The following is an 18,926-nucleotide window of genomic DNA, read 5'->3' on the forward strand; positions in this document are numbered from 1 at the left end:
TCCACAAAGGTTATTAGATATCTAACATACTTTTATAAGGAATATTTAGATATCTATAGTCCACTTCACCTATAAATTACATATAAACTTTTAAAATTTAGGACTTCTGGGATGCACCTTTTGCTGCAATTGTTTTTAATTATATTTATTCATTAGATCTACGAAACTCATTTTTGAGAAATCTTCAATACAGTTTATACTCTTAGAATAGATTTTTTCAATTTCATTCATTTCGTCTTTTGAGAATCTTCCTAAGACATAATCAACTACTTTCATTGGCGGTATTGGTCTATCTATTCCAATTTTTAATCTATTGAATTTCTCTGTTCCTAAGTGGCTAATAATACTCTTAATTCCATTATGACCACCACTACTTCCCTTAGCTTTTAATTTAAAGTTTGCAGTTTTTGTATCTAAATCGTCATAAATTATTAATATATCTTCAATATCAATTTCAAAATAATCGTAAAACTTACCTACTGCTTCTCCTGAAAGATTCATATACGTTGTTGGCTTTACTAATAAATATTTAATTCCATTGTGATATGCTATAGCATATTCGGCGTTAAATTTCGTTTTATCAAAACTTACATTCCAAGATTTAGCTAGTTCATCAAGCACCATAAATCCAATATTATGTCTTGTATTTTCATACTGTTTACCTGGATTACCTAATCCAACTATTAATTTCATAAATTATCCTCACTTTTATTTTTTACTATCGAATATACGACTTAAAGAAGGCAACGGACACCGCTGCCTTCTTTAAAAATTAATTTAATTAATGATTATTCAAAAAGAACACTTACAGGTTCGTTATTGTGAATTTTGTAAATAGCTTTAGCAATTAAATCACCTACACATAACGGTACCATTTTATCTAATTTTTTCTCTTCTGGTATATCAATTGTGTTAGCATATACTAACTCTTTAATTGGAGAATTTTCAATTCTATCTAATGCTTGTCCACTTAATACAGCATGCGAGCAACTTGCATATACTTCTTTTGCTCCTCTATCTTTAAGTGCTTGAGCTCCTAAAGTAATTGTTCCCGCTGTATCGATAATATCATCAATAAGAATACATGTTTTTCCTTCAATGTTACCTACAATATTCATAACTTCAGCAACATTTGGTTTTGGTCTTCTCTTATCGATAATTGCGATTGGCGTATTTAATGCATCTGCTAATTTTCTAGCACGTGTTACACCACCGTGGTCTGGTGATACAACAACAACTTCTTCCATATCTGGAAGTTTTTCTTTGAAATATTTTGCAATAATTGGTACACACATAAGGTGATCAACCGGAATATCAAAGAATCCTTGAATTTGAAGTGCGTGAAGATCTAATGCAATTACACGATCTGCTCCTGCTACTTCTAATAAGTTAGCTACTAATTTAGCTGTGATTGGTTCACGACTTCTTGCTTTTCTGTCTTGACGTGCATATCCATAATAAGGGATTACAACGTTAATAGTGTCCACTGATGCACGTTTAAGCGCATCTATCATAATTAATAAAGTCATCAAATTGTCATTTACAGGACCACTAGTTGATTGAAGTACGAAAACTTCACTACCACGTACACTTTCCTCTATATTAATTGAAACCTCTCCGTCACTAAATTTCTTTACACTACATTTGCTTAATTCTACTCCTAGTGACTTCGCTACTTGTTTTGCTAATGGAATATTAGCATTTAATGAAAACAGCTTTAATGGTTTATCTACAAGCATATTAAATTTTTCTCCTTAAAATTTGGTTCGATAGTAATACAGATGTATTCCGTTAATTATTATAGCATAAATATTTGATAATTTCTACTGTTATCAAGTATAGACCAATTAAAATTCACTAATTTTTTTACTATTTATATTTATTCTTCTTTCTATAGAACTATATTATTATATATTTTATACATATCTCCTTTCAATCTTACAAATAATTCATAATCTGTACTAGTGATTTTAAATTTTTTACTTATTTTACATTTAATGTTCGCATTTTCATATCATTAATTAAATTTTTTAATAATTTTGACTATTTTTTTTATTTTTTAGTTTATTTATTTTTAATACTATGCTATTATTATAAGACAATGAATAACAACTAATTTATAAATATTTATTTTTTAAACTAGTACTATTTTTGTGAGTTAACATAGTTTCTAATATACATACATTTATTTATAAGTTTATATTTATAAAAATATAAATTCCAGTTATTCTAAAAAATATAAAAAAAGGAGATTCATTATGGATAAAATTTTTGAATTAATTGAAAAAGAACAACATAGACAAGATACTAATATTGAGCTTATTGCTAGTGAAAACTTTGTTTCTAAAGATATCCTAAAAGCTACAGGAAGTATTCTAACTAACAAATATGCTGAAGGATATCCTGGAAAAAGGTATTATGACGGATGTGAAGTTATTGATGAAATTGAAAGTCTTGCTATAGATAGATTAAAAGAACTTTACGATGCTAAATTCGTAAATGTTCAAGCACACTCAGGATCAAGTGCAAATATTGCTGTATACTTATCTCTTCTTACACCTGGGGATACTGTTTTAGGAATGAGCATGGATGCAGGTGGGCACTTAACTCACGGTAGTAAAGTTAACTTCTCTGGAAAATTATTCAATTCAGTTTCATACGGTGTAACAAAAGATACTCACCTTATTGATTATGACGAAGTACTACGTATCGCAAAAGAACATAAACCAAAAATGATTATTGCTGGTTCAAGTGCATATTCTCGTATTATTGACTTTGCAAAATTTAGAGAAATTGCTGATGAAGTTGGCGCTTATTTAATGGTAGATATGGCTCATATAGCTGGACTTGTAGCAGCAGGATTACACCCTAATCCAATACCATATGCTGATGTCGTTACATCTACTACACATAAAACATTAAGGGGACCTCGTGGAGGTATTATCCTTACTAATAACGAGGAAATTGCTGTTAAAATTAATAAGATGATTTTCCCTGGAGCTCAAGGTGGTCCACTAGAACACGTTGTTGCAGCAAAAGCAATTTGTTTTGCTGAAGCACTTAAACCAGAATTTAAAGTATACCAACAACAAGTTGTAAAAAACATGAAGGTTATGGTTGAAGCATTTAAAGCTAACAATATTCCTGTAGTTTCTAACGGTAGTGATAATCACCTGTGTCTAATCGATACATATTCTACTTATAACGTAACAGGACATGATGCTAGTGATTTATTAAGTAGAGCTAAAATCACTTGTAATAAAAATGGTATTCCATTTGATACATTACCTCCAATGAAAACTAGTGGCCTTCGTTTAGGGGCTGCGGCAATGACTACTAAAGGATATGTAGAAGAAGATTTTGTTGAAATTACAAATATTATTTGTGATTTACTAAAAAATGGAGAAAGCTACTTAGAAAAAGCTCAAGAAAGAGTGGCTACACTAGTTTCTAAAGAAAGAAAAGAATTTAGATAACAAAATGATATAATAAATTTTGAAACGACGAAGTAAACATTCTTCGTCGTTTTTTTACGAACTTTAATTTTTATAGAAGTATATATCGTTCGTTATTTAGAAAATAAGTTTTAATAATTTAATTTTTTTATTGACATCGTTCGTTTTATATGTTATATTTATAAAAATTCTTTAGGAGAAACAAAAATATGAAAACCAAAAAATTTATTAAAGCATCTTTTTTTCATAGCCCAAAGTATGGAGAAATTGAATTTCTGGAACAAGCTGTACTTTTAGTTTCTGAAAATGGAATTATTTCTGAAATTATTAATAAAGAAGATGAAAATTATCAACAAATTTTAAATCAATACTCACATGAAAGTAACTTTTTTGATTTTAAAGATAAAGTTCTTTTACCTGGTTTTATCGATTTGCACATCCATGCTCCTCAATGGCCACAAGCTGGTCTTGCACTGGATGATGAATTAAGCTATTGGTTAAATAATTTCACGTTTCCTTTAGAATCGAAATATAAAGATATCAATTATGCTAGAGAAGTGTATACCGATTTGGTCAAAACATTATTAGCGAATGGTACTACTTCTGCAATGTATTTTGGAACTATTCATAATGAAGCTACTTTGGAATTAGCAAAAATCTGTGCTAACTCTGGTCAAAGAGGCTTCGTAGGAAAAGTCGTTATGGATGATAAAAATATGAATCCTGACTTTTACCGTGATAATAGTACAAAAGAAGCGATTGAAAATACTGAAAAGTTTATTAATGATGTACATAATCTTTCAAAAGATGTTCCTCAAGGTGTATATCCAGTTATTACTCCTCGTTTTGTTCCAAGTTGTACAGATGCTGCTCTTTTAGAGTTAGGAAAATTAGCAAAGAAATATAACTGCTATATACAAAGTCATTGTAGTGAAAGTGATTGGGAGCATAATTATGTTTTTGAACGTTTTGGAAAAAGAGATACCGAAGTTTTAGATCAATTTGGTCTATTAACTGATAAATCAATAATGGCTCACGGTAACTTCGTGAATTCTGACGATGTAAAGATCTTTAATCATAGAAAATCTTCAGTTTGCCATTGTCCAATCTCAAATTCTTATTTCGCAAATGCAGTATTACCTGTTAATAAACTAAAAAAAGAAGGCTTAAACATCTGCTTAGGCACTGATATTTCTGGAGGATTCTCCCCTAGTCTTTATGACAACATAAAACATACAGTCATGGTTAGTAGGATGTTAAATGACGGGGTTGACAATAGCCTGGATGCTAATAATCGCGGTACTCAAGATTCGAAAGTGAGTGTATTTGAAGCATTCTACCTTGCTACTACAGGCGGTGGTGAAGCATTAAAATTACCACTTGGGCTTTTTAAAGAAGGTTATATTTGCGATTTCCAAGTAATTGATATCAATACACCTAACAATAAACTTCCTAATTATCTAGATAATGAAGAAAATAAACATCTTCTTCAAAAGATATTATATCTTTCTACTTCAGAAAATATCCGTGAAGTTTGGGTTCAAGGTAAACAAATTCTTAAAAAATAGTAAAATTAAATTTAACATAAGGAGAAAAAAGTTTTTATGTCAAAAAATAAAAATCATTTAACAATAGGAGTTGAAGAAAATATTCCATTTTCACAATCCCTAATTTTAGGTTTACAACACGTTTTAGCTATGGACGTTTATGTACCACCTTTTATATTAGCAACAGCAATTGCACTATCACCTGGTGATGCTACAGGATTAATTCAATCTACTTTCTTAGGAGCTGGTATTGCTTCATTAATTCAAGTTTTATTCTACTTAAAACTACCTGTATGTCAAGGTCCATCATTTATTCCCCTAGGTGCTATTATTGGTATCTATATGGGAACTAAAAACCTTGGTACTGTTCTAGGTGCTAGTATTGTAGGTGCTATTTTAGTTATCTTACTTGGATATTCTGGCATTTATAAATATATAGTAAAAAATTACATACCATCTATCGTTAGTGGAACAATAATTATGATCGTAGGATTAACTTTACTTCCTTCAGCATTTGTAAGTAATATCTACATTGAAGGTAACGGTCTTACTATGAAACATAATGTATTATTAGCTTTTATTACAGCAGCTTCATTAATACTATTTTCTACATTAGGAAATTATGTTAATAAATTCAAAAGAATTTTCCAAATTTCTTCAGTAATTATAGCCTTAGCTATCGGAACATTTTCTGCATATTTAATGGGAGGTTTTAATACTCAAGGAATTAAAGATGCTAGCTTTTTCTCAATGCCAAAACTATTATTTTTAGACTATAGCATACACTTTGAAATTTCAGCTATTATAACAATGATTATTATCTACATGGTACTTTTAGCTGAAACAACAGGAACTTGGTATGCTGTAAGTTCAGTTATTAACGAACCTTTAAGCGATACTCAAGTTAACAAAGGTGTAATCGGAGAAGGAATCGGATGTTTAGCAGCTGCTTTAGTTGGTGCAACTCCTGTTACTGGATACTCTACTAATGCTGGTATTATTTCTATCACTGGTGTAGCTAGTAGAAAAGTATTCGTTATGGCTTCATTCTGGTTTATCGGATTATCATTCTTAGGTAAACTTTCTGCAGTTATTAATTCAATACCTTCTGCTGTAATCGGAGGTGTGTTCTCTGTAGTATGTATCATAATCTTATTAAATGGATTTAGAGTTGTTAAAGATTTAGACTTCTCTGAAAGAGAATTATACATTATCGGAGTACCTTTAATGTTTACAATTGGATTATTATTTATTCCAGCAGAATTAAAAGCTAGCGCTCCACAATTACTTCAATACTTAATAGGTTCTCCTATTGCAGTTGGGGCAATTGTAGCAATTATTATGAATAAACTTATCCCGTTGAAAAAATAAAACATAAAACTGATGTTCCCATGAGCATCAGTTTTTATTCTTATTTATTTTATATTTTTTAAAAATATAGTATAATTATAACTGCTAATAAAATTAAAGAAATGGAGAAATATAGATGACTGAAAAGAAAATGAATGTTGAAAGTTTCAACCTAGATCATACTAAAGTTGTTGCACCTTATATTAGATTAGTTGGGGTTTATTCTGGAGATAATGGGGACAAAATTTATAAATATGATATTAGATTCTGTCAACCAAACAAGGAACACTTAGAAATGCCAAACCTTCACTCTTTAGAACATTTAATCGCTGAATTAATCAGAAATCACCTTGATAATGTATTAGATTTCGGACCTATGGGATGTCAAACAGGATTCTACTTATCAGTAATTAACAATGACAGCTACGAAGAAGTTGAAGAAGCTCTAGCAAAAACATTAGAAGATGTTCTTGTTGCTACTGAAGTACCAGCATGTAATGAAGTACAATGTGGTTGGGCTGCATCTCACTCTTTAGAAGGTGCTCAAATGGAAGCTAAAAAATTCTTAGAAAAACGCTCTGAATGGAAAAACGTTTTTAGTAAATAATATAAAAAAATCAAACTGATATTTTTTACCAGTTTGATTTTTATTTATTATCTGTTATATTTTCTAATACCTAAAACTCCTATAATTAAGCCTAACCCAGTTGCAATAGGAATTGTGTTTGAAGAATCTTCTCCGGTTTTTGGAAGGATAGAATTTTGTGTGAAATTATTATTTAAAGATTCAAGCTTTTCAACTTTAATACTACCGCTAGAAGTTTCTTGGTTATTTCTTACATTATATTTTTCCTCAACAACCTGTATTACCTCTTTTGGTTTTGAATTTAAGTCTTTACTAAATGTAGTTATATTTTCTTGCTCATTTATTTTATTTGTAGTGCTCATCTCTTTCTTAACATCTAATGAAATTTCTCTTGGTTTATCCTTTTCTGATATTGGTTCAGTTTTACTAAAATCAACAATTGCAAATAAACTAAAATGATTTATATTAAACTGAACTATTCCATTTTTGACTTCTGATGGAATTAATGTTAGACTTCCATTTTTCTCAACATGATAAATCTTTATCTCACTACTTTCATTTTCTAATAAAGCTATACGAACTATTCTGTCATTTTCAAGTTGTACTTCATTATTATCTTTAGATAATTTTAAATCTAATACCCTAATTTTATCTTTTTCTACAGATAGTTTCCTACTAATCATTTTTATTTGATTGCTATTTTCAATTTTTTTAACATTCAATGATATATTATTGATATTAGATAACAACTCGACTTCCACACCAAGTTTTAAACTTTTTAGTAATTCAAGATTGGCTTTAGTATTCTCCTCTTGTACTAGTGGTTCACCTTTCTCGCTTATCACTAATTCTGGTTTCTCTTCTTGTACCAGTGGCTCACCTTTCTCACTTATTACTAGTTCTGGTTTCTCCTCTTGCACTAGTGGTTCGCCTTTCTCACTTATTACTAGTTCTGGTTTCTCCTCTTGTACTACTGGTTCGCCTTTCTCACTTATTACTAGTTCTGGTTTCTCCTCTTGTACTAGTGGCTCACCTTTCTCACTTATTACTAGTTCTGGTTTCTCCTCTTGTACTAGTGGCTCACCTTTCTCACTTATTATTAGTTCTGGTTTCTCCTCTTGTACTAGTGGCTCACCTTTCTCACTTATTACTAGTTCTGGTTTCTCCTCTTGTACTAGTGGCTCACCTTTTTCACTTATTACTAGTTCTGGTTTCTCCTCTTGTACTACTGGTTCGCCTTTAGAATCTGTATATACTCTAATAGGTACATTAACTATGTCATTTGAACCATCAGAATATGTTATTCTTACCCTTGCATTGACATCTCCTAATTCTCCAAAATCTGTAGAATTTAATATTTCATAGTTTATATTTTGTGGGATATTATCTTTAACTATCTTATTAATTACTTCATTTACATTTAAACTACTTCCTTGATGTAATAATATCTTTTCATCATTTAAAAGTTTTGGTTCATATTTTCCTGCTTCTGTTAGTTCTAAGGCAGCACGTGAATTTATAACATCCAGTCCTAAGCTAGCTATTTCTCTAGTAATATTATTAATAGCAAGTTGTGGAGAAAGTGTATTCGAAATTGTAGCTTCCGCTTCTTTCAATTTTTCTGTTAAAGTTGATTTTGATAAATTATAATTTTCAGCTGATTTTTTAGTCTTATCTGATAAATCTACAACTGACTCTACTAATTTTTGAGCAGCATTGACTACAGATATCAGCTCTTTTTTATCTGCTTCATTTACTGATATAGGAATATTGATGTCATTACTACTATTATCATCTAAATATGCAACTCTTACTGTAGCATATTTCATACCCAAAGATGTTAATTCATCTTTATAAACTAATGATAACTTAGTATTAACTGGTAATAAATTTCTATTAACTTTACTGATTATATCCTTATCTTTAAGTTTGTCTCCTATCATTATAGATACTGGTTTATCATCTACTAAAGTTGGTAAAAACGTCTTACTCAATGTTCCATTTTCTGGATCAATTATACTTAAATTATTTATATTTTCATCACGATATCCAACTCCATCCATTCCTTGACGTTTTCCAAAATTAAAATCTGGATTTGAATTTACTCTATTTTCAAAATAAGACGTTGATGAATGAGCTCCTGCACTTTTACCTATGCTTATTTTATTATTAGGCTGAAGATTTCCAGGGATTATATTATCATTATCAGTATAATAATTTTTTATCTTCCCAGTTTTTGCAAGCTCTTCAGAAATTCTTACATCATCCTTAGGAACTCCCCATAACCAACCACTCTTAACTTTTGGAGCGTTAAACGTATAAGTTTGTTTATACTTCCCAAATTTTTCCTTTTCAGCCGTTGCCGTAGCTCTTAATGATAAATATCCACCTAATGAGTGTCCAGTGATATATAAATTTGTAATTGTACTATCATTTTTTATTTTTTTCATTAATTGAATAGCTGCTTCACTCTGATTTGATTCATTACCAAAGAATAATGCTAAATCGGCTTTTAAATCCCCTGCTTGCGCAACATTTGTGCCTGCAAAAGCAAGAACTTGGATATTATCACCTTTTAAAAATGGAAAATTATTAGTTGTTTCAAAAAATACCGCGTCTAGACCATTATCCTGATGAAATGTTTCTTTTACTCTCCAATATGGTCCAAGCTCATTATTAGTCATCTTTTGAATATTGTTTGAAAGAGTACCTGCTGGAGCTTGTTTTTTAAGAATATCATCTATTTTTTTATCATTCTCATAAACTAAATTTATAAACATGGCCATATCTCTTGCTGATACATTCCAGATTAATTTATCTTTATCTTCTTTATCGTTTAATCCATCTCCATCAGTATCGGCAAGTCTTGGATGAATATCATACCCAAGATAAGTACGTCCGTCTTTTTTATAAATATATAATTCATCTTTATTTGCTATACCATCTCCATCATCATCTCCATCAGGATTTAATATTGCCTTTTTATAAATTAAACTATCGTACTTACCTCCCTCTAATCCTATATAACCTTTTGCTATATCTTCAGCATATTTGCTAGTAAGTCTAGAAATGATTTTTGTTCCTTTTTCTACAGGTTCTACAGTATTTTCTACTTCCTCAGTTGTAACTTTATTTTCTTCTAAGTTTTTATTAATTATCTTCGTCAGTAGATTAGCAATATCACTACTATCATCTATTCGTTTATCTAGAACATTTAAATTATAATTTGAAGAACTTGAGTTTGTTGTAACATCTTTTTTTTCAGGTTTTGCATTTACTGTAGTAGTTAAAGTTGAATCTGTAGCTAAATTCTTATTTTCTATATTATTTTCACTTACTGAGGATTTCGTATTATCATTAGAAATATTATTACTTTCTTTAGCAGTTTTATTTTCCAAATTATTAGTAGTTTCAGAATTTTTCTCTAAAATTTTAAGTTTTTCATGTACTGTGTTACCATCTTCATTTAAACTATTTTCATCATGGGCACTTGCTGAACCACCTAAAAATACTAATGTACCTATTGCAACTGATACTATTCCTAAACTAAGTTTCTTTATTCCATATTTTACTATTTTTTTATCAATATTATTTTTAAACATATTCCCTCCAAGATTCCATCTTAAATATATGTATTTAGAATTTAATTAACATTATTTTAAGTTAACTAATTACTCTATATTGTTTAAGTATACATGAAAATATCAAATATAACAAACTTAAATTCAATAGTATTTTTATATTAATTCACTTTTTAGAAGTGACGTAATTCTTACCTATCTAATTTATTTATTACAATTTTTATTTAGTTTTTATCTTTTCTTTATAATATTGCATTTATATACTAACAAATATACTTATAGAAATAATAACATTTCAAAATAATTAATACACTATGTACTTAACAAAACTCCCATAAAATTAAAAAATTTTTCCAAAAAAATAAGCGGATTATTAATATAATCCGCTTAAATATTTATTATTTTGCAGCTAAGCTACGAATAGCATTACGATCTATTTCGATTTCTACTTTTGGTGCAATTCTTACTTTTACTGTTACTGTCCCTACTTCAACGATATCTCCGTAAATTCCAGCGAAAGTTACGATTCTATCTCCTTCTTTTAATGAATCTTGTAGAAGTTTTAATTCTTTATTTCTTTTAGATTGTGGTCTAATAATCATGAAGTACATGAATCCAAAAAGAAATACTATCATAATAATATTAATATATGAACCTTGCATGTTTTACCTCCGTTTATTTATAATATATGTTTATTCTACTATATAAGAAGTAAAAAATAAACCTTTTATCATATTTTTTTTACTAGATTATTAGAAATTCTTAGGATTTTCTTGATTTAATCCATATTTTTCAAAGAATTCTTCTTTGAAATCTAGTAATCTATCTTCTCTAATAGCTTGACGAATATCTTTCATCATATTAATTAAGAAATGAATATTATGAGTAGTCGCTAGTCTAGCACCAAATATTTCATCAGCTTTAAATAAATGACGAAGATATGCTTTTGTATAATTTTTACAGCAATAGCATGAACATTCTGGATCAAGTGGTGTAAAGTCCTCCGCATACTTAGCATTCTTAACTACAACACGTCCAGCAGAAGTCATACATGTTCCATTACGTGCAATACGCGTAGGTAGTACACAGTCAAACATATCTACTCCTCTAAGTACTCCTTCAAATAGTGCATCAGGTGATCCTACCCCCATTAAATATCTTGCTTTATTAGCTGGTAATAATGGCGTAACATGCTCTAAAACTCTGTACATTTCATGTTTTGGTTCACCAACCGATAAACCTCCGATAGCATAACCTGGAAAATCCATACTTACTAAATCTTTAGCACTTTGTTCACGCAAATCATTAAATCCTGCTCCTTGAACTATACCAAAAATACTTTGTGTTTTTGGATTTTTATGTGCTTCTAGACATCTCTCAGCCCAACGACTAGTTCTTTCTACTGATTGACGAATATATTTATAGTCATGATTATAGTCTGGACATTCATCAAAAGCCATCATTATATCTGAACCTAAAGCATTTTGAATATGCATTGCTTTTTCAGGTGACAAGAATAATTTTTCTCCCGACAGATGATTTTTAAAATGAACTCCCTCTTCCTCAATTTTTCTCATTTCACTAAGAGAAAATACTTGGAATCCACCTGAGTCTGTTAGGATGCTTCCATCCCAATTCATAAATTTGTGAAGTCCACCTGCTTTTTCAACAATTTCTTCACCAGGGCGTAACCAAAGGTGATATGTATTAGATAAAATAATATCAGCACCCATTCCTTTTACTTCTTCTGGTGACATTGCTTTTACTGTAGCTTGTGTTCCAACCGGCATAAATACTGGTGTTTCGAAGCTACCGTGTGGAGTATGAACAATACCTAATCTTGCACCTGACTGCTTACATGTCTTTATATGCTCATACCAAACTGCATTTTCTTTAACATCTCTCATTTAAAAATTTCCTTTCAATAACTATATTATTATCATCGCGTCTCCAAAACTGAAGAAACGATATTTGTTTTCAACTGCTATATTATATAATTCTAAAACTTTTTCTCTATCATAAAATGCACTAACAAGCATTATTAATGATGATTTTGGTAGATGAAAGTTAGTGATTAATCCATCAACACATTTAAATTCAAATCCCGGATAGATGAAAATATTTGTCCAACCTGATGCTGCAACTATTTTTCCATTATTGTCTCGAGCAATTGTTTCTAATGTTCTTGTTGAAGTGGTACCTACAGAAAATACTCTTCCTCCATTTTCTTTTGTTTTATTAATAAGTTCCGCTGTTTTTTCATCTAGAGTATAATATTCTGAATGCATATCGTGATCTTCTATATTCTCTACAGCAACTGGTCTAAATGTCCCTAACCCCACATGAAGAGTTAAATACGCAATATTTACGCCTTTTTCCTTAATTCGATCTAATAATTCATTTGTAAAGTGAAGGCCAGCAGTTGGAGCAGCTGAACTTCCTACTTCTTTAGAATAAACTGTTTGATATCTTTCTTTATCAGTTAATCTTTCTTTTATATACGGGGGTAAAGGCATTGTACCTAGTTCATCTAGTCTTTCTTGGAATATTCCTTCGTAAACAAATTCAAAATGTCTAAATCCATCATCAAGTACCTTTGTACACACCGCCTCCATTATTCCATCACCAAAAGATACAATATTTCCCTCTTTTATTCTTTTGGCTGGCTTAACTAGACATTCCCAATCATTATGTCCCAAGTTTTTTAATAATAATACTTCTATCGCAGCACCTGTATCTTTTTTTGCCCCATATAAACGTGCCGGCATTACCCTAGTATTATTTAATACCAAAGTGTCACCAGGATTAAAATATTCTATAATATCTGAAAAAACTTTATGTTCATGTGTAGCACTTTTTCTATCTACACACAGTAATTTACTAGTATCTCTTTTTAAAAGAGGAGTTTGTGCAATAAGTTCCTCTGGTAAATAAAAATCAAATTGTTCTAATTTCATCTATAATCTCCTTTAAAAGTTACCTTTACTATTATAGCTTGATTATTATAAGTTAGCAAGTCTCATCATAATAAAATATAAATTTTTCAATTTTAGGGCTGACCCAAAAGTCCTAAAATTTTAACAAAGCTCGTATAAGAACTCATAGACGCAGTGGTTTATTGATATCTAAATTCGTTTTATAAAAGCTATTTAGATGTCTAATAAACTGTGCGGGGGTGACTCGACAAAATCGATTTCTACAAAATCATGATTTTCGAGTCACTCCCAATCAAAAAAATCGGACCAATATTTAAAATATTAATCCGATTTATCATCATTATTTTTTATTACTTCTTAAGTATTTAACATGGGATAAAATATTAGTAGCTATTCCTAATCCAATACTTAATACAAGAATTGAACTACCACCATTACTTATAAATGGTAGTGGAACTCCAGTCATCGGGATAGAAGCCGTAACTCCACCAATATTTACTACTCCCTGTACTACTAATAGACTTGCGAATCCTAATGAGTACATAGCTGAAAAAGTATTTCTTGATTTTGTACCAGAAAATATTACTTTTCCAATGATAATTAATAATAAAGTAACTACGAATAAAACTCCTATAAAACCTAACTCCTCAGCTATAATAGCAAGTATAAAGTCTGTATGTGCTTCTGGTAAATAACCTAGTTTTTGGATAGAATTTCCTAATCCTCTACCGAATAATCCACCATTACCAAACGCAACATATGAATTTATTACCTGATCTGCGGCTGCAGCTAAGTCATCTGAAAATGGATTAAGAAAAACCTTAAGTCGATTTGTTCTATACGAAGTTCCGCTACTGAACAATGCACTCTTCAACATAAATAACATCAATACTGCCACACCTGCCACTATCGCTAGTGATAATATTTTTTTTATGTTTTGAGAATGCATATTAGAACATAAAGTCATAATCCCCATAACTGACAACGTGATAAGTATCATACCAGTATCATTTTGTAGAGCTATTATAGTAACTAATCCTAGCGGTATACCAAACATTTTTAGTAATTCTGAACTCGTACAAATTTGTCTTAATTTAACTTTTCTTGTCTCTAAAATATATGCCATATACATAATGATAAATAACTGTGCTAAAGTTGATGGCTGAAAACTGAACGCACCAATTCTTATCCAAGATCTAGCACCATTTATTGATGGCATAAATAAAGGTACAAATAGTAGAAATGCTATTACTAGATATCCATTCATTAAAAAGCTTTTATTTTTAAAAACTTCAAAAGGTATTGCAACAGAGAATACTAGAAACGCTATATAAGCTAGTACTGCCCACATCGCTTGTCTACGTAAGAAATATGTTTCACCTACTGGAATACCTGATGTAAAGGTACCATATTTATTCCCTATCATACTAGCACTATAGACCATCATGCAACTTAAGATTAACAATACTAAAAGAGTTAATGCCACTACCCAATCTAATCTTACATGTCTACGCTCATGCTTAATTGATCTATGTATTCTTCTTACAAAATTCATATTAATTTGCTTTACTTTCTTCTTCTATATTAGAGTACATTTCACTAGCTTTATTTTCTAAATCAGCTAGAATTATGCGCCCAGCTTCTTGTGAAATACAACCTATTTCTACTGCTAAGTTTATTTCTTTAGTAAGACCATATATTTGAGTATCAATAACATCTTGATAAAGTGGACATTTTCTCTGACCTTTTACCGATACACAAGCATTAATCATTTCTTCAATCTTCACAACATCTTCTTCTATTCTTCTACGAACCTTAATAAATATTAGGTTATTTTCCATCTCTTATCACCTATCCTTTTGATAATTCATAATTAACTTCATGTCTTATTATAGCAATTGCTCTTATAAAATCTTCTTTTGAAATTAATTCTAATCGTCTTAATTCTCTCACTTCATATTCTACCATACTTAATGTATGTTTTCTATCCTTCATATATATAATTATACCAAATGATTTCAAAAATTGTTGTAAATCATAAAAATTTTTCATTTATATCACCTTAAAAATTACTCAATTCATCAACTAGGTTTTTATTAGTTTCTCTACCGTCTAATTCATAAGCTCTTTTTGCATACTCTTTTGCTTTTGAATAGTTACCTTCTTGGCGTTCAATTATTGCTAAATTATAATAAAGCGGTGCAAAAGAATCATCAAAATTTATTCCCTCAAGAAAAACTTTTTTAGCATCTTGTTTAGTTGCAGTCGTCATCTTCACCATGCCTAACTCATAATAAGTTAAAGCTGATTTATTCTTAGAGTTTAATTCTGTTTCTAAATTAAATATATCTTCATCACTATATGTTTTTAGCAACCTACTATCAACCCTCGAAACTCTAAATCTGTTAATTATACTTTTCGTATTAACACCTGCGAATAACAATATTTCACCAAGCAGACAAAAGACTACCATACAAATTAGTGCTATATAAACTCTTTTCTTAACTAAGAATAATTCTATAAATACTCCTAATACAAAAGAAAAAATATATAAAACTATATAAGTATCAAATAATATTGAAACCAAGGCTAGATAGACAATTGAGATCGCACCAGAATACATGAATTTCAAATTATCATTCTTTTTACTAAGCTGTCCCATAAAAATAGAACCTAAAAGCGCAATATTTGAAACCAGGGCAATATCTAGCGTTCCTGAATATCCAAATATCAACAGGAGATTTAATACTAAGGAAACTATTAATAATATTCCAATGCTTTTTAATATGTTAAGAGACTTATTAAATAGTATTGAACTCACCCCGAGTGTTGCCAATATTACTAATAATTTCATAGAGTTATCTACTGTAAAAACACCAGTAAATACTCTATAAAATTGACCGCTTATAATTTTCTGATAACTATACTCGATATATTGGTATGCAGAGCTATGTCTATTCGATAAATAAATTATAAAATAATTTATTAAGAATAAAATTAAATAAAGACCTGATAAGATATTATACTTTACATTAAATACACTTCTATCTAAAGTCTGTCTCTTATATAATTCAACCACTCTATTTTTATATCTTAAAGTGTCAGGCGTTCCTTCAATAAAACTCTTATCTTTTTCTTTTAAAAACAACTTACTGTTTTTCTCATTATATAAAATACGTTCAATAATTAGGCTATTTGATATTCTATACTTTTTGTAATCTTCTATAAAATCATCAAATTCAGGAGAAACGTATAGGATTTTCATTTTTAAACTACTCAGTTTAAACATTTTTTTCAGTCTAACTTCATTTCTAATAACATTAGAAACAATACTGTCAATTTCTGTTGATTTAAAACTATCTCCGTATATAAATCTTATTAATTCATTATCTTCATTAATAAGCCATACATCTTTTTTTTCTGGACGATAATACAATATACTATAATTATATTTCGTTATGTACAGATATATAATCTTCCAAAATTTTTTATCATTCATAATTTCGCCACTAATAGTAAAACTTAAATAGACCTGGGTCTATTTAAGTTTTACTTTTGCTACTTCTTGTGAGAAATCAACAGTTTCATTAAATTTTAATACTTCGATATTTTCCACTGCATCCATGTTTGTGATAACACAAGGAGTAATAATGTCTTTAGCTTTTTCTTTAACTAACTCTAAGTCATAAGTTAATAAAGTTTGACCTACTTCAACTCTATCTCCTGCAGATACTGCTACATCGAAACCTTCACCTTTCATAGCAACCGTTTCTAATCCTACGTGAATAAGAATTTCTACATCTCCTGATTTAATTCCAAAAGCATGTTTTGTTGGGAATACTTGGATAATTTCTCCAGCTACTGGTGAAATAAGTTTCCCTTCTTCAGGAATAATAGCAAATCCATCTCCCATCATTTTTTGAGCAAATACTGGGTCCGGTACTTCTGTAATATCTACTACTTTACCTTTCATGTATGAGCTTAAGACAACCTCATTTACTTGCTCTTCTTTTTTTCCGAATAATTTAGATAAAAATCCCATCTCAATCCTCCATATATATTTACCTTCTTAATATATATATTATATACTTTTATTACAATTTTTTCAATTAATTTTCGGAAATAATTTCAAATTTAATACTAAAATATTTCTATTTAATTATTAATTTAAAATTAGTACAAAAAAGAGAGATTTTCCAAATATGATTTTGAATATCAAATTTATGAAAAATCTCTCTTAAATATTTATTAAAGCTGAAAATTTAAAAAAATCTTATAACTTTTTAGTTTTTTAAAATTTTATTAATCAAACTATTTCTTAATTACTATTCTGCGTCCGATTGTTCTTCAGTTTTCTCAGAGTTTTCTTGATAAAATAGTCCATAAATATATTGTTCAGGATCAAACACTTCTAAATCATCGATATTTTCCCCTAAACCTACAAGTTTAACTGGAATACCTAGTTCTTTCTTAATAGCGATAACTATACCACCTTTAGCTGTTCCATCAAGTTTAGTAAGGATAACACCTGTTACATCACTAACTTCTTTAAATGTTTTCGCTTGTAGTATACCGTTTTGGCCTGTTGTCGCATCTATTGTTAAAAGTACTTCATGTGGTCCTTCTGGAACTTCTTTTTTAATTACACGGACAATTTTTTCAAGCTCTTTCATAAGATGATCTTTATTTTGCAGACGACCTGCTGTATCACAAAGTAATACATCATAACCTTTTGCTTTAGCAGATTGAATAGCATCAAAGATAATCGCTGCTGAATCAGCTCCCTCATGTGATTTCACAATATCTGCACCACTACGTTTTGCCCAAACATCAAGTTGATCAATAGCCCCTGCTCTAAATGTATCTCCAGCTGCTATAAGTACTTTTTTTCCTTCTTTCTTAAGGTTATGAGCTAACTTACCGATAGATGTAGTTTTTCCTACTCCATTTACCCCCACGAATAAGAACACTGAAAGTTCTTTTTCTGGTGCATAGTTTAATTCAGATTTTACAGTTCCTTCCATGTAAACATCTACCAACTTCTCAATAATCATACTTTGAAGCTCACTTGGTTCTTTTAGATTTTGTCGTTGTGATTCAACTTTTAAATAATCAACTAATTCTAATACGGTATTATAACTAACATCCGATTGAATAAGTAATTCCTCTAAATCTTCAAAAAACTCTTCGTTAATTTCTCTATATGAGCTAATTAAATTATTAAGTGCATTAGAGAAGTTATCACGAGATTTTTTTAATCCTTTTTTAAATTTTTCAGTTACAAACTGACTCTCGACGAACTCTTCATATTCGTCAAGTGAAATCAGTTCCTCATTTAATTCTTCCTTAGCAGAAAATTTTTCTTTTAATTTTTCAAAAAAGCTTGCCATTGGATACTCCTTATATATCTTTTTTATATAATAAAAGGGAGACTAAGCTCCCTTTAATTCCTATTAAAGCTTCCTAAATTT

16 protein-coding genes are annotated in these 18,926 nt (G+C 29.7%); 4 read left to right on the forward strand and 12 right to left on the reverse strand.

Annotated elements, in window-relative coordinates:
• Positions 1 to 135: 135 nt before the first annotated feature.
• Together pth and O5Y44_RS01255 are read right to left on the reverse strand one after the other, a co-directional pair.
• The gene (pth, locus tag O5Y44_RS01250; RefSeq protein ID WP_371465262.1) at positions 136 to 693 is read right to left on the reverse strand and encodes an aminoacyl-tRNA hydrolase; all 558 of its coding nucleotides are present in this window, start codon (positions 691 to 693) and stop codon (positions 136 to 138) included.
• Between the two features lie 95 nt (positions 694 to 788).
• Positions 789 to 1,739 (reverse strand): ribose-phosphate diphosphokinase, encoded by a 951-nt coding sequence (locus O5Y44_RS01255; protein WP_003146418.1) that lies wholly within the window; start codon positions 1,737 to 1,739, stop codon positions 789 to 791.
• Positions 1,740 to 2,258: 519 nt separating this feature from the next.
• Here O5Y44_RS01255 and glyA point away from each other — a divergent pair.
• The 4 genes from glyA (at position 2,259) to O5Y44_RS01275 (ending at position 6,959) form a co-directional block, all read left to right on the forward strand.
• On the forward strand, positions 2,259 to 3,476 hold the full coding sequence (glyA, locus tag O5Y44_RS01260; protein ID WP_371465264.1) for a serine hydroxymethyltransferase: 1,218 nt from the start codon (positions 2,259 to 2,261) through the stop codon (positions 3,474 to 3,476).
• Positions 3,477 to 3,664: 188 nt separating this feature from the next.
• Positions 3,665 to 5,023: a guanine deaminase gene (gene guaD / locus O5Y44_RS01265; RefSeq protein WP_271986866.1), complete on the forward strand. Its 1,359-nt coding sequence runs from the start codon at positions 3,665 to 3,667 to the stop codon at positions 5,021 to 5,023.
• A 36-nt stretch (positions 5,024 to 5,059) separates the two neighbouring features.
• Positions 5,060 to 6,373: a uracil-xanthine permease family protein gene (locus O5Y44_RS01270; RefSeq protein WP_271986865.1), complete on the forward strand. Its 1,314-nt coding sequence runs from the start codon at positions 5,060 to 5,062 to the stop codon at positions 6,371 to 6,373.
• 115 nt (positions 6,374 to 6,488) lie between these two features.
• Positions 6,489 to 6,959: an S-ribosylhomocysteine lyase gene (locus O5Y44_RS01275; protein ID WP_048802077.1), complete on the forward strand. Its 471-nt coding sequence runs from the start codon at positions 6,489 to 6,491 to the stop codon at positions 6,957 to 6,959.
• Between the two features lie 47 nt (positions 6,960 to 7,006).
• Here O5Y44_RS01275 and O5Y44_RS01280 read toward each other — a convergent pair whose 3' ends face one another.
• From O5Y44_RS01280 to ftsY, 10 genes are all read right to left on the reverse strand, one after another.
• Positions 7,007 to 10,540, reverse strand: a complete 3,534-nt coding sequence (locus tag O5Y44_RS01280; protein ID WP_371465267.1) for a Rib/alpha-like domain-containing protein — start codon at positions 10,538 to 10,540, stop codon at positions 7,007 to 7,009.
• Between the two features lie 377 nt (positions 10,541 to 10,917).
• The gene (gene yajC, locus O5Y44_RS01285; protein ID WP_271965065.1) at positions 10,918 to 11,181 is read right to left on the reverse strand and encodes a preprotein translocase subunit YajC; all 264 of its coding nucleotides are present in this window, start codon (positions 11,179 to 11,181) and stop codon (positions 10,918 to 10,920) included.
• A 90-nt stretch (positions 11,182 to 11,271) separates the two neighbouring features.
• A complete protein-coding gene (gene tgt / locus O5Y44_RS01290; protein WP_271965064.1) occupies positions 11,272 to 12,426 on the reverse strand; it encodes a tRNA guanosine(34) transglycosylase Tgt in 1,155 nt (384 codons plus the stop codon).
• A gap of 21 nt (positions 12,427 to 12,447) precedes the next feature.
• Complete coding sequence (queA, locus tag O5Y44_RS01295) at positions 12,448 to 13,476, reverse strand: tRNA preQ1(34) S-adenosylmethionine ribosyltransferase-isomerase QueA (protein WP_371465269.1); 1,029 nt, start codon at positions 13,474 to 13,476, stop codon at positions 12,448 to 12,450.
• A gap of 319 nt (positions 13,477 to 13,795) precedes the next feature.
• Positions 13,796 to 15,010 (reverse strand): FtsW/RodA/SpoVE family cell cycle protein, encoded by a 1,215-nt coding sequence (locus tag O5Y44_RS01300; RefSeq protein ID WP_271987811.1) that lies wholly within the window; start codon positions 15,008 to 15,010, stop codon positions 13,796 to 13,798.
• A gap of 1 nt (position 15,011) precedes the next feature.
• Positions 15,012 to 15,296, reverse strand: coding sequence for a DUF1507 family protein (locus O5Y44_RS01305; protein WP_271965060.1), 285 nt, complete (start codon positions 15,294 to 15,296; stop codon positions 15,012 to 15,014).
• Between the two features lie 10 nt (positions 15,297 to 15,306).
• Positions 15,307 to 15,507, reverse strand: coding sequence for a YqgQ family protein (locus tag O5Y44_RS01310; RefSeq protein WP_003146438.1), 201 nt, complete (start codon positions 15,505 to 15,507; stop codon positions 15,307 to 15,309).
• A gap of 10 nt (positions 15,508 to 15,517) precedes the next feature.
• Positions 15,518 to 16,954, reverse strand: a complete 1,437-nt coding sequence (locus O5Y44_RS01315; RefSeq protein WP_371465272.1) for a hypothetical protein — start codon at positions 16,952 to 16,954, stop codon at positions 15,518 to 15,520.
• A 39-nt stretch (positions 16,955 to 16,993) separates the two neighbouring features.
• Positions 16,994 to 17,497: a PTS sugar transporter subunit IIA gene (locus O5Y44_RS01320; RefSeq protein ID WP_271965058.1), complete on the reverse strand. Its 504-nt coding sequence runs from the start codon at positions 17,495 to 17,497 to the stop codon at positions 16,994 to 16,996.
• 283 nt (positions 17,498 to 17,780) lie between these two features.
• Positions 17,781 to 18,845, reverse strand: a complete 1,065-nt coding sequence (gene ftsY / locus O5Y44_RS01325; RefSeq protein ID WP_271965057.1) for a signal recognition particle-docking protein FtsY — start codon at positions 18,843 to 18,845, stop codon at positions 17,781 to 17,783.
• Between the last annotated feature and the right edge of the window lie 81 nt (positions 18,846 to 18,926).

The organism is Gemella sp. 27098_8_155, assembly GCF_041433725.1.
GTDB lineage: Bacteria > Bacillota > Bacilli > Staphylococcales > Gemellaceae > Gemella > Gemella haemolysans_D.

What these genes read in the sequence shown, in the direction of transcription:
- pth (WP_371465262.1), bottom strand. Translation starts at nt 693, where the DNA reads ATGAAATTAATAGTTGGATTAGGTAATCCAGGTAAACAGTATGAAAAT.
- O5Y44_RS01255 (WP_003146418.1), bottom strand. Translation starts at nt 1,739, where the DNA reads ATGCTTGTAGATAAACCATTAAAGCTGTTTTCATTAAATGCTAATATT.
- glyA (WP_371465264.1), top strand. Translation starts at nt 2,259, where the DNA reads ATGGATAAAATTTTTGAATTAATTGAAAAAGAACAACATAGACAAGAT.
- guaD (WP_271986866.1), top strand. Translation starts at nt 3,665, where the DNA reads ATGAAAACCAAAAAATTTATTAAAGCATCTTTTTTTCATAGCCCAAAG.
- O5Y44_RS01270 (WP_271986865.1), top strand. Translation starts at nt 5,060, where the DNA reads ATGTCAAAAAATAAAAATCATTTAACAATAGGAGTTGAAGAAAATATT.
- O5Y44_RS01275 (WP_048802077.1), top strand. Translation starts at nt 6,489, where the DNA reads ATGACTGAAAAGAAAATGAATGTTGAAAGTTTCAACCTAGATCATACT.
- O5Y44_RS01280 (WP_371465267.1), bottom strand. Translation starts at nt 10,540, where the DNA reads ATGTTTAAAAATAATATTGATAAAAAAATAGTAAAATATGGAATAAAG.
- yajC (WP_271965065.1), bottom strand. Translation starts at nt 11,181, where the DNA reads ATGCAAGGTTCATATATTAATATTATTATGATAGTATTTCTTTTTGGA.
- tgt (WP_271965064.1), bottom strand. Translation starts at nt 12,426, where the DNA reads ATGAGAGATGTTAAAGAAAATGCAGTTTGGTATGAGCATATAAAGACA.
- queA (WP_371465269.1), bottom strand. Translation starts at nt 13,476, where the DNA reads ATGAAATTAGAACAATTTGATTTTTATTTACCAGAGGAACTTATTGCA.
- O5Y44_RS01300 (WP_271987811.1), bottom strand. Translation starts at nt 15,010, where the DNA reads ATGAATTTTGTAAGAAGAATACATAGATCAATTAAGCATGAGCGTAGA.
- O5Y44_RS01305 (WP_271965060.1), bottom strand. Translation starts at nt 15,296, where the DNA reads ATGGAAAATAACCTAATATTTATTAAGGTTCGTAGAAGAATAGAAGAA.
- O5Y44_RS01310 (WP_003146438.1), bottom strand. Translation starts at nt 15,507, where the DNA reads ATGAAAAATTTTTATGATTTACAACAATTTTTGAAATCATTTGGTATA.
- O5Y44_RS01315 (WP_371465272.1), bottom strand. Translation starts at nt 16,954, where the DNA reads ATGAATGATAAAAAATTTTGGAAGATTATATATCTGTACATAACGAAA.
- O5Y44_RS01320 (WP_271965058.1), bottom strand. Translation starts at nt 17,497, where the DNA reads ATGGGATTTTTATCTAAATTATTCGGAAAAAAAGAAGAGCAAGTAAAT.
- ftsY (WP_271965057.1), bottom strand. Translation starts at nt 18,845, where the DNA reads ATGGCAAGCTTTTTTGAAAAATTAAAAGAAAAATTTTCTGCTAAGGAA.